General features: G+C 62.5%; 7 protein-coding genes and 1 pseudogene. 3 read left to right on the top strand and 5 right to left on the bottom strand.

Features of this window, described 5'->3' with window-relative positions; all coding sequences use genetic code 11:
* Both CKO40_RS20595 and CKO40_RS20590 read right to left on the bottom strand, forming a co-directional pair.
* Positions 1–238 (bottom strand): annotated as a pseudogene (locus tag CKO40_RS20595) (IS110 family transposase); the annotation flags it as partial.
* 386 nt (positions 239–624) lie between these two features.
* Positions 625–1,275, bottom strand: a complete 651-nt coding sequence (locus CKO40_RS20590) for a peroxiredoxin (protein WP_200348332.1) — start codon at positions 1,273–1,275, stop codon at positions 625–627.
* Positions 1,276–1,880: 605 nt separating this feature from the next.
* Between CKO40_RS20590 and CKO40_RS20585 the strand changes: the two genes are divergently transcribed.
* From CKO40_RS20585 to CKO40_RS20575, 3 genes are read left to right on the top strand one after another with little or no spacing between them, the layout of a single operon-like run.
* Entirely contained in the window at positions 1,881–2,591 is a 711-nt protein-coding gene (locus CKO40_RS20585) for a response regulator transcription factor (protein ID WP_200348331.1), read from the top strand.
* 6 nt (positions 2,592–2,597) lie between these two features.
* On the top strand, positions 2,598–3,875 hold the full coding sequence (locus tag CKO40_RS20580) for an EAL domain-containing protein (protein WP_338074235.1): 1,278 nt from the start codon (positions 2,598–2,600) through the stop codon (positions 3,873–3,875).
* Positions 3,853–9,783 (top strand): PAS domain S-box protein, encoded by a 5,931-nt coding sequence (locus tag CKO40_RS20575; RefSeq protein WP_200348329.1) that lies wholly within the window; start codon positions 3,853–3,855, stop codon positions 9,781–9,783. Before CKO40_RS20580 ends, CKO40_RS20575 begins: the two co-directional genes overlap by 23 nt.
* Here CKO40_RS20575 and CKO40_RS20570 read toward each other — a convergent pair.
* The 3 genes from CKO40_RS20570 to CKO40_RS20560 are packed head-to-tail and all read right to left on the bottom strand — an operon-like array spanning position 9,778 to position 10,651.
* Entirely contained in the window at positions 9,778–10,095 is a 318-nt protein-coding gene (locus tag CKO40_RS20570; RefSeq protein ID WP_200348328.1) for a gas vesicle protein, read from the bottom strand. The two genes, CKO40_RS20575 and CKO40_RS20570, sit on opposite strands and share 6 nt — an antisense overlap.
* Before the next feature lie 9 nt (positions 10,096–10,104).
* On the bottom strand, positions 10,105–10,452 hold the full coding sequence (locus tag CKO40_RS20565; protein ID WP_200348327.1) for a gas vesicle protein K: 348 nt from the start codon (positions 10,450–10,452) through the stop codon (positions 10,105–10,107).
* Positions 10,415–10,651 carry a gas vesicle protein gene (locus CKO40_RS20560; protein WP_242477215.1) on the bottom strand — a complete coding sequence of 79 codons (237 nt, stop codon included), beginning with the start codon at positions 10,649–10,651 and terminating at the stop codon, positions 10,415–10,417. The genes CKO40_RS20565 and CKO40_RS20560 overlap by 38 nt, the downstream gene beginning before the upstream one ends.
* Between the last annotated feature and the right edge of the window lie 22 nt (positions 10,652–10,673).

The following is a 10,673-nucleotide window of genomic DNA, read 5'->3' as shown; positions in this document are numbered from 1 at the left end:
TGACGTACTGCGCCGGCAGCAGCAGAGGCTCGTGTCCAAAGTTCGCCACCTTGCGCGCGAGGTGATGCGCCCCGGGGCAGGCCTCCATCGCCACGGTCGCCGCTGGGGTGTTGGCCAGGAAGCGCATGACAGCGCTGCGCGAGTAGGCGCGGCGGCGCTCGACATGGCCGTTGGCGTCCAGGACGCAGACGTGGAACTTCAGCTTGCCTAGGTCGATGCCGATGATCGTCTCAGCCATGGAATCAGTCCTCCGCATCAGGTGCCGGTTGTGTGCCCCAGCAGGATAAAGAAGGAGGGGCGGACCATTCCATTAAGCGGCTAACTGATCCGCCCTCTCGAAGAGGTGCGCGGCGTCTTTAGGGTTCAGCATGGCTCGACTCACTGTCTGGATCAGCGTCCGCAGCCGGCATCAGTGAAAGCGCGCACTGATTGATGTGATCGCGCGCAAGCCGAGCTGAATTGCTGAGCCGGCTTCTGTCTGAGCTGACTGATCGCTGAGTCGGCTGACCCCTGGGCCCGCCTCTGTCTGAGCCGGCTGATCTCTGAACGGGGGGAGCCTTTTGCGCGCTGAAAGGGGCTCGGGCGACGACCTGCGCCGCCCGCTTTCCCTCGCTCGTACCTAGATCACAGCGCCTTCTTGCAAAAATACCAGTCCGAGCACTCGTAGCCGGCATCCATCCGGGCCTCGGCCTCCTCGGCCGTGGCCGGCGGCGGCACGATGACCTTGTCGCCGGGCTGCCAGGCCTCAGGGGTCGCGACACCATTGGCGTCGCTGGTCTGCAGTGCCTTGACCAGCCGGACGAACTCGTCGATCGAGCGGCCGTTGCTCATCGGGTAGTAGACCATCGCGCGCAGCACGCCCTCGGGGTCGATGACGAAGGTCGCGCGCACCGCTGAGGTGTCGCTGGCACCGGGCTGGATCATGCCGTAGGCCCTGGCCACCTGCATCGACAGGTCGGCGATGATCGGAAAGCCGATCTCAACGCCGAAGTTCTCCTTGATGTTCCGTTCCCAGGCGATGTGCGAGAAGTTGCTGTCGATCGACAGCCCGAGCAATTCGCAGCCGAGGGCTTGGAAATCGGCATGGCGCTTGGCGAAGGCGATGAACTCGGTGGTGCACACCGGCGTGAAGTCGGCCGGGTGCGAGAACAGCACCAGCCACTTGCCGCGGTAGTCCTCGAGGGTCTTACGGCCATGGGTCGTCGGGGCGTCGAAGGCCGGGGCCGGCTCGTTCAGGCGGGGCATCGAGGGGGTAGCTTGCTCTTCAGTGCTCATCGGGTACAGCTCCTGTCGGTGAACGGGTTGGGAATCACCTCGTGCGAGGTTGACGATAGGTTAAGCCGCTCCAGCGGCCCCACAAAATCGTTTGAACAAATGACTTCGATTCCTTCTGTCTATTGTTTTTTCTCAATCGATAGCCCAAGCCTTTCAGGAACCCTATGTGACGGAGGTCTCAATCGGGGCAGCTCACCGCATGATTCGCGGTCAAAATCTTGTCGAGAACCTGGATGCTGCCGCAGACTTATACCCGTCTGAAGTCGCCTGGTGAGCAGGTGAGCTAACGAGTCCTTGGGTAACTGGGCCGAGCGCTTATCGGATGTTCCGCAAGACTTCACTGATGCGTCACCGTCAACAAGCAGCCTCGATGTCACCTTATGACCGCATAAGTTTCGGCGATTCGCGGTGTGCCTGCAACAGGTCTTCATACTTCTTCATCTACATAAAACTACATCTAAGCTAGAATTCACTGGTGCTCGAGATGTTCCTCCTTTGGCCCTTTGGTCTTCTTCTCATCGAATCTCTACTGTTATTTGAGGTGGCCAACGAAAGATTCATGCGATAACAGTATCAATTATGACGCCATAACAGGATTGAAGGAAATGGAAAGGATCAACGAGCCGGAGCCCGAAGCCGATATCGTCGTTGTCGAAGACGATCAAAGAATGGCACGCATGATAGAGCGCAACCTTCATGCCGCCGGATATCATGTAAGGCTCGCGGAAACCGGTCGCGAGTTGCGCAATGCCTATCATTACAGTGCACCAGACCTTGTTCTGCTCGACCTCAACCTACAGGCCGAGGATGGCATCGACCTTGCCGTAGAGCTGGTTTCGGCAACCTCTGCCGCAGTCATCATCGTGACTGCCCGTGACCGATTAGAAGACCGACTCCGGGGTCTCGATGTCGGTGCCGATGACTACATCATCAAACCATTCGAGATCGAGGAGCTCATTGCCCGTATTCGCGCCGTGCTCCGGAGGCGAATACTTGAGACAGCACGTAATCGGGAGATCGATCTTGGGCCTTACCACCTCGATAGGACAGCCCAAACCCTTGTTCGCGACGGCTCCCCACCAATCACGGTCAGCCTTACCAATACCGAGGTGCGCATCCTCACGATCCTCCTGCTGCATCACAGCCGCGTGGTCTGCCGTGAACAACTGACATCCCGTGAGATCAAGGAATCGGTGGACCGGAGCATCGATGTCCACATCGGTAATATCCGGCGCAAGCTGCGCAAAGCCGGAATGCATGATCTCGTCATCTGGCCAGTCCGGGGTCTAGGCTACCGCTTACGGTACGAAGCTTGATTTCGAATGCACCAAGAAACACCTAACACCCCGGAGAAGAAGCGAATGCTCATTCACTGCCTAGATGACGAGCCTCGTGTCGAGCTGCTCCTTCAGCGCATCCTGGACGCGCAAGGCCATGAGCTGCGATTCGACTCCTCGGTAAAAGATTTCAAAGCAGCGGTCGCTGGTACGACCCCTGATTTGATCCTATTGGATCTCGGTCTCGGTCAAGAATCTGGGATCGATGTGATCCATTGGCTGGCGGAGCATGATCTGGTCTTGCCCTTGGTGTTGCTCTCCGGGCGTGGCGATTCGTTACTGGATACTGCGCGACGCGTTGCGGAAGGGCATGGGGTTGCGGTACGAGGCGTCGTCAACAAAGGGCGGCTCGCTCGCGATCTCCCGGCACTGCTCGATGAGCTATCGGCTGCCGATCCCTCGAATGACATTAAGCCTGCCCCAGCTCACGAGGACGAGGCCCCGCCCCCACTACCCAATGCGCGACGGTCATATCTAAAACCAGAGTCACTGCAACTAGCGATCTCGCAGGGCGCGATTCTGCCTTTTCTGCAGCCGATCGTCTCGATTGCCGACGGAACACTGAGCGGCGCCGAGGTCCTGGCGCGTCTGCGCCTGCCGAATGGCAGAATCCTCGATGCAGGCTACTTCATCCCAGTTGCTGAAGCACATAACCTACTCTCCCCTGTTACAGAGTCGCTCCTCGATCGGCTGCTCGAGAAGCGCAGCCAGCTCGCCGAGGTCGCACTGGATTTCCTTGCAGTCAATCTCTCAGCCCCCTGTCTCGAGGATGGGCGCGGTGTCGAACTGGTGCGCTCATTGGTCACAGGACTCGAGGGCATCTGCACAGTGCGCACCGAGATCACCGAATCGGTTGCCACACAAGCCACACAGAGGATTCAGGCAACGGCGGCGCATATCAAGCTTGCCGGCGCCTCGCTCGCAATCGACGATTTCGGTACTGGCTATTCGTCGCTGCGCGCGCTCGCTGAACTTCCGTTTGAAACACTGAAGATCGACACCTCCTTTGTCAACGAGATGTTCGATTCCCAAAAAACCTTAAACCTACTGCGCGCAATCATCAAGTTCGGCCACGGCCTCGGCTTGCAGCTGGTGGCAGAAGGGATTGAGACCGAAGCTCAGCGCGAGCTTTTGATAGCAGAAGGCGTCGACTTCGGTCAGGGTTTTCTGTTCGGGGCTCCGATGCCGATCGATGAATTCATCAAGAGGTTTCCCCAACGCCAATTAGGCGATCCGGTCAATGCGTTGGCATATGCGCTATAGGGCGCAGAATGCCGTAGGAACCGGTCTAGGTAACGACCCAGGGGACCGCGAGGCCTCCCTGATCCAGTCCGTTGTGTCGATGAAGGGCGCGCGGCAGCTTGCGCTGGTGCTCACGCTGATGGCGCTCGGCGTGCTTGGCAACCATTTCAACCTGCCGCTGTTCTTCGGCGTCAACATCATCTTCGGCTCGGTCGCGGTCTGGCTGGCGCTCGCCTGGGTCGGCGCTCCGGCGGCGATCTTGGTCGCAATCGCGGCCGGTGCCTACACCAATGTCCTCTGGGATCACCCCTATGCCTTCCTGATCTTTGTTGCCGAGGCCGGCTTCGTTGCCGGTCTCGGCCAGCTGGCGCGCCACCGCGGACAGGACTCGCCACCGCTGCTATGGCGGGTCTGCCTGTACTGGCTGCTCATCGGCGTGCCCTTGGTGCTGGTGTTCTATCGGTTCAACCTCGATATGCCGCCGACGCAGGTGGTGCTGATCGCGCTCAAGCAGTCGCTGAACGGGATCTTCAACGCCGCGCTAGCCCAGCTCATCCTGCTCAGCATCACCCTGCTCTGGCGCCAACGGCTGTCGCTGTTGCTGGGGCAATTGCTGTTCAGCCTGCTACTCACGGCCATGCTGATGCCAGCCTTCACCCTCTTGGCCTGGCAAAACACCGATCTCAGAACCGGCATCGAGACCGAGATGCGCAATCGGCTGCTCTGGTTCGCCGATCTTGCCCGGCTCAGGCTCGAGCACAGCGCGGCTGACGGCATCACAACCACATTGACCGAGCTGGAGCAAAGCCTGGCGGCGCGCCTGCCGACAGCCGCTGAACCGCGTCTCGCGCTGCAGCCAGCGCAAACAGTGCCGGCCAAGCCCTCCCATGTGGAAGGGCTCTCAATCCTGATGCCAGGCCAGGAGCCACCGGCGCTGATGGAACAGTGGCGCGAGGCACGCTATCAGGTCTCGCTGCCAGTGGCGCTGGGGTCGGCCACAGAACAGCTCACCATCGAGGTCAGCACCACCCTGATCATCGATCAGCTCCATGAGCAGATCGTACGCCTGCTCGCCACCCTCCTCGCCCTGAGTATGATCTCGGCGCTCGCCGCCCAGCAGCTCAGCAACCTGCTGACGCGTCCGCTGCAACGCTTGCTCGACACCGCCGTGCAGCTGCCAGAGCGGATCACCGCAGGTCAAACGGTCGCGCCGCTCAAGCCGACCCCGGTGCGCGAGATCCAGCAGCTCACCGGCGCCATCACCCGCATGGGTGAGCGTCTCGCCGAAAGCTTCATCAACCTGCAGCAGGAGCGCGATACGGTTGCGCGCCAACGCACCATCCGCGGCATCCAGGCCCAGACCCTGCTGTCCCTTGCCAATGAGCAGGCGAGCGAAGCCGAGGTCACCCGCCAGCTCTGCGAGCTCAGTGAGCAGGCCCTGAACGGCGCGCACTGTGCGGTGGTCGCACCCAACGCCGTTGGCATGCTCGAGGTCACGGTTGCGCCGACACTGGACACAGACGCCGTGCACTGGATCAATCAGAGCCTGCGCACCGGCGATCGCGGATGCTGCCTCACCCGCGCCTACACCGAGGGCACGCCCCAGTACATCAGCGACCTCGGCAGCGAGCTCGATCTCGCACCGCCTCCCGGATTGGCGTCGGCTGTCGAGCCCCCGGCCCTCTGGTGCCGACCCATCGCCGGCCGCGACCAACAGTCGCTCGGGGTATTCCTGATCCTGAGCGATCGTCCGCAAGGACTTGGCCAGCTCGCGCGTGAGCTGCTCGAGACCGGCGCCAACCTGGCCGCACTGGCATTCGAGACCCAGCGCCTCGAACAACATCACCGGGTGCTGGTCGATGCGCTGTCGCAGGCCAATACCGGCATCGTCATCGCCCGCCGCCGCAACCAGGATGATTACTCCATCAGCTACGTCAATCGCGGCTTCGAGGAGCTCACCGGGTACCGCACCGATGAAGTCTTGGGCCGCAACTGCCTGTTCTTCCATGAGAAAGATGACGATGACCCCGAGTACGCCAAGGTTCAGGCAGCACTGCAATCCGGCAGCCGCTGTCGCAGCACGCTGCGCAACCAACGCAAGGACGGCACCACCTTCTGGAGCGCCCTCAGTCTCACCCCGCTGCACAACGCCAAGGGCGAGGTCAGCCATTTCGTCGCCGTCCAGCAGGATGTCTCGGCGCTGCAGCATGCGCTCGAGCAGGTCTCGCACAGCGAGTCACTGCTCAAAGAGGCCCAGGCCATCACCCATCTCGGCAGCTGGTGCCTGGACTATACGAGCGGCCGGCTGATCTGGAGCGACGAAACCTATCGCCTGTTCGGCTATCGCCCGCAGTCGATCCCTGCGAGCCTCGATGCGTTCTTCGCGGCAGTGCATCCCGAAGACCAGGAGGCGGTGCGCGCCGAGCTGAAGGCCGCGCCGCTGCGCCCGGATGGAGCCTACTGCGTCGAGTGCCGTCTCCGCGCGATCGATGGTGTCGAACGCCGCATGCTCAACCAGGGCCGGGTCAATTTCGATGCCGAAGGTCAACCGCAGAATCTCACCGGCACTAGCCTAGACGTCACCGAGCAGCGCCAAGTCGAAGCCGAGCTGCGCGCCCAGCGCGAGCGTTACCGGTTGGTCGTCGACAACCTCGAAGACCTGATCGTGCGCACCGATCCAGAGGGACGCCTGGAGTTCGTCAGCCCCTCCTATTGCAAGCTGTTCGACCGCCACGAGGCCGAACTCGCCGGTCAAGACGCCTTCAGTAATCGGCTTCCGGCTGACCCGCAGGCCAAGACCAAGGCGCTCAACGCACTGCAGCAGCCGCCGCACACGCATTTCGCTGAGCACTATGTATCGACCCGCAAGGGCTGGCGCTGGCTGCAGTGGGTGGATCGCGCCATCGTCGACGACAGCGGCCAGATCACCGGCATCGTCTCGCTCGGGCGCGACATCACCGAGCGCAAGCTCGCCGAACTGGACCTGCTGCAGCGCGAGGCCATCGAGCGCGAGCTACTGGATATCGCCACCGCCTTCGTGTTGCAAACGGATCAGGATGTCTCCGGCCTGATCGATCAGACACTCCAGCGCATCGGCGACTTCACCCAGTCGGACCGCACCTATCTGTTCCAGATCGAGCCCGACGACAGCCGGATGCACAACACCCACGAGTGGGTCGCCCCCGGTGTCACGCCGATGATCGAGCACCTGCAAGACCTCCCGGTCGAGCCCTTTTCGGCGACCATGCGGCATATGACCTCAGGCAAGCCGGTGATCGTTCCGCGCGTCGCCGATCTGGACGACGACTGGGCCGAGGAGCGCGAGATCCTCGAATTCCAGGGCATCCAATCGGTGCTGCTGGTGCCCCTGATGGAAGGTGCGCATTCAGGCGAGCGCCTCATCGGCTTCATCGGCTTCGACGCCGTCTATGCACCGCGCGAGTGGCTCGCCGCGGAGGTCCGTTTTCTGCAGGTGGTGGCCAACCTGATGGTCGGCGCCCTTGCGCGCGAGCGTATCTATCGCGATCTGGTCCAAAGCCAGGCGCGCTACGACCAGGTTGCGCGCCTCAGCCGCAGTGTCGCCTGGGAGGTCGATGCCAACGGGCTCTATACCTACATCAGCCCGGTCATCGCGGATCTCCTTGGCCTGCAACCGGAAGCGCTGATCGGCAAGCGGCATTTCTATGATCTGTTCCCGGAATCCGAGCGTGAGCGCCTCAAGGGCGAGACCCTCCAGTACTTCGAGCAGAAACACACCTGTGAGGACTTTCTCAACCCAATCTGCCACGCCGATGGCAGCCTGGTCTGGGTCAAGACCTATGGCTTCCCCATCCTCAACGACGACGGGTCACTGCGCGGCTTTCGCGGCATCGATATCGATATCACGGACCACTATCAGGCCGAACAGCAGCTTCGTGCCAGCGAGGCGCGGCTGAGCGCCATCTTCAACCAGGCGCCGCTCGGTATCGGCATCACCGATCGTAGCGGCCGCTTCACGCTGGTGAACCACACATTGGCGACCCTGCTCGGCCGCGAGCCGGATGCGCTGCTCGGCATGAGCATCGACGAGGTCACGCATCCGGAGGACTTGCCCCAAGAGCACAGGCTCCACCAGCAACTGCTAGCCGGAGAGCGCACCGGCTTTCGCATCACCAAGCGTTGCATCAAGCCGAACGGCGACCTCATGTGGGGCGATCTGCGCGTGCTGATGATCCCGCAGGGCGACGGTGAAGCGCCGCTGCCGCTGGGCATGCTCGAGGACATCACCGAGGTGGTGCAAGCCAACGAGCGCCGACAGCAGCTCGAACAGGAGCTCGCCGACTACCGCCATCACCTGGAGAGGCTGGTGAATCTCAGCGGCCAGTCGCTCCAGCTCGATACCGAAGCCGAGGCCCTGCTCGAGCTCGGCTGCGAGGGGCTGCAGATGGACCTCGGTGAGTTCGGCCTGCTCCAAGGCGAGATGCATTACCGCCTGCGCACAGCGAAGGCCACTGCCGAGGGCCTCGAGCAGCCGCCCAGCATGGCGCAGGCGCTCGTGGCATTGGACCAACAGGAGCTGGGCGTGCCGAAGCCCATCAGCGCCGAGCAACTCTCGGCGAGCAGTCGCAAAGCCGGTTGGCGCAGCGGTCTGCTGCTAGCCCTGCCCTGGAACGGCCCCAACGGCGAAGCAGAAACCCTCGTGCTCAACTTCTGGAGCCGTGAAGCGCGCCCGGTGTTCTCCGATCTGCATCGCGAGCTGATGCGCCTGATCGGGCAACGACTGATCGCACTCGTCTATATCGAGCAGGTACAGCGCCTCATGGTGGCCTCCAAGGAGCGCGAGACCATCGGGCACCTCGCCAGCGGCATCGCGCATGACTTCAACAACCTGCTCGGCGTCATCGATGGCAACCTGCAGTTCCTGCAGACCTCGCTCGATCAGCTCCCAGCGCATCCGGCCATCAAGCAATATGGCGAGATCATCGATGAGACGCTCAGCGCGCTTGGCCAGGCGATTGTGATCACCTCCGGCATGCTCTCGCTCAGCCGCGCCGGCGGCATCACCATCACTGAGACCCCGCTCGAGCCCGCGCTCAAGGAACTGGAACACATCCTGTTCCGGGTGCTCCCGGCCCGGATCAAGCTCGAGCTCAAGATCGCGCCCGCCATTCACGCCGAGACCAACACGGCCTTCCTACAGTCGGCGCTGTTGAACCTGGCGCTCAACGCCCGCGATGCCATGCCCGACGGCGGTCACCTCAGCATCCAGGCCAAGCCACGCCACTGGGATGGGTCAGAACAACTCGCGCTCGGTAGGCTGAGCCCAGGCGAGTATGTCGAGCTGCGCGTGGCCGATACCGGCTGCGGCATGAACACCGAGACACGGCAACGGCTCTTCGAGCCGCTGTTCTCGACCAAGGCCGAGCAGCGCGGCCACGGCCTGGGCATGTTCATGGTGCAGGAGTTCGTGCTGCGCTCCGGCGCCGGACTGCAGGTCGAGTCACAGCCGGGCCTGGGCTCGGTCTTTCGCCTGCTGCTGCCGACCGGCCAGCCATCGACGGCTCATGCCGCGCCCGCGACCAGCGCGTTAGAGGCCAAAGACGGCAAGCCACATCGGATCTTGGTGGTCGATGACGACCCGCGCGTACGCGAGACCGTCAGCCGGCTGCTGCACACCCTGGATATCGACTCCGAGATGGCAGAAGACGCGCTGGATTGCCTCGAACGGCTCAACCTCGACCCCGAGTTCGACCTGGTACTGACCGACCTGGCGATGCCGCAGATGGACGGCGTCGAGCTCTGCGAGTTGCTGAACGATCTCTATCCCGAGATCCGTGTCATCCTGATGAGCGGACAAAACCCGGCCAACTTCGGGCTTGAGCGGCTGCAGCACCAACCCTCGGTCCTGCCCAAGCCGATCTCCCTCGAACGGCTGCGCCAAGCCCTATAGCTTGGCAGTCAACGCGGTCTCGATCTTCTCCTCGAGACGCTCGAGCCGCTCTTCCAATGCAGCGGACTGCGACGGCCCGCGCACCGAGCTATCGAACGCCGGATTGCCGCGCCACCAATCGACGCCCATCTCGACGGCGCGGTCAACCGAGCAGACCAAGAGCCGGACCTCGATGGTCAACAGCTCCACTTCGACCAGCTTGACTCGAATATCGCCGGCAATGACCACCCCCTTGTCCAACAAGCGCTCCAGCAGGTCGGCAACGGTGGTGCTATCCGTCGAATGGCTCAGATTACGGTGATGATTGGCCATGGTGCCTCGTTAGAACAGCCGGCCCAGGGGACCGAGGTCGATGTTGAGATCCTCATCACGCAGGCCAAAGGCCTCGCGCACGCGCTCGAGCTCCTCGGCCTGACGCATCAGCGTCAGCCCAAGCCGCTCGATCTCCTCTTCATCCAGCGAGCCCGATTCCATGCGCGCGATCGCCTGGCGCTCCAACAGCTCGTGCAGCAGCTTGATCAGCGTCAGCACCAACTGCGCCAGTCCGTTGCGCACACCGGCCTCGTCGATCTCGAGCCGCTTGCGGCCGCCGACCGTCGATGAGGCTGCTGCCGCCAGCGGCGTGCCGGACTCACCCGGCGTCGTCGGTGTCGACTGCTCGTTGTTCATTCGCCGCCTCCTGCTGCAGCCGCCGCCCGGTCTCCACCGAGGTGACCAGCGCCTGCAGATTGATGAAGATGAGATCGATATCGGCCACCGAGATGGTCAGATCGGCCACCACGACCGCCCCCTTGTTCAGGATGCGATCCAGCGCCTCGCAGAGCGAAACATGCTCTTGCCCGTTTTGCGAGAGACCGGTGTCGCTCATGGCCGGGACAACACTGACGCGA

The organism is Halochromatium glycolicum (assembly GCF_016584085.1).
In the GTDB taxonomy this organism is placed as follows: Bacteria; Pseudomonadota; Gammaproteobacteria; order Chromatiales; family Chromatiaceae; genus Lamprobacter; species Lamprobacter glycolicus.
The sequence above is the reverse complement of the archived record's forward strand: the minus strand, read 5'-3'. Positions and strand labels throughout refer to the sequence as shown.

What these genes read in the sequence shown, in the direction of transcription:
- CKO40_RS20560 (WP_242477215.1), bottom strand. Translation starts at nt 10,651, where the DNA reads ATGAGCGACACCGGTCTCTCGCAAAACGGGCAAGAGCATGTTTCGCTC.
- CKO40_RS20580 (WP_338074235.1), top strand. Translation starts at nt 2,598, where the DNA reads ATGCACCAAGAAACACCTAACACCCCGGAGAAGAAGCGAATGCTCATT.
- CKO40_RS20590 (WP_200348332.1), bottom strand. Translation starts at nt 1,275, where the DNA reads ATGAGCACTGAAGAGCAAGCTACCCCCTCGATGCCCCGCCTGAACGAG.
- CKO40_RS20585 (WP_200348331.1), top strand. Translation starts at nt 1,881, where the DNA reads ATGGAAAGGATCAACGAGCCGGAGCCCGAAGCCGATATCGTCGTTGTC.
- CKO40_RS20565 (WP_200348327.1), bottom strand. Translation starts at nt 10,452, where the DNA reads ATGAACAACGAGCAGTCGACACCGACGACGCCGGGTGAGTCCGGCACG.
- CKO40_RS20570 (WP_200348328.1), bottom strand. Translation starts at nt 10,095, where the DNA reads ATGGCCAATCATCACCGTAATCTGAGCCATTCGACGGATAGCACCACC.
- CKO40_RS20575 (WP_200348329.1), top strand. Translation starts at nt 3,853, where the DNA reads ATGCGTTGGCATATGCGCTATAGGGCGCAGAATGCCGTAGGAACCGGT.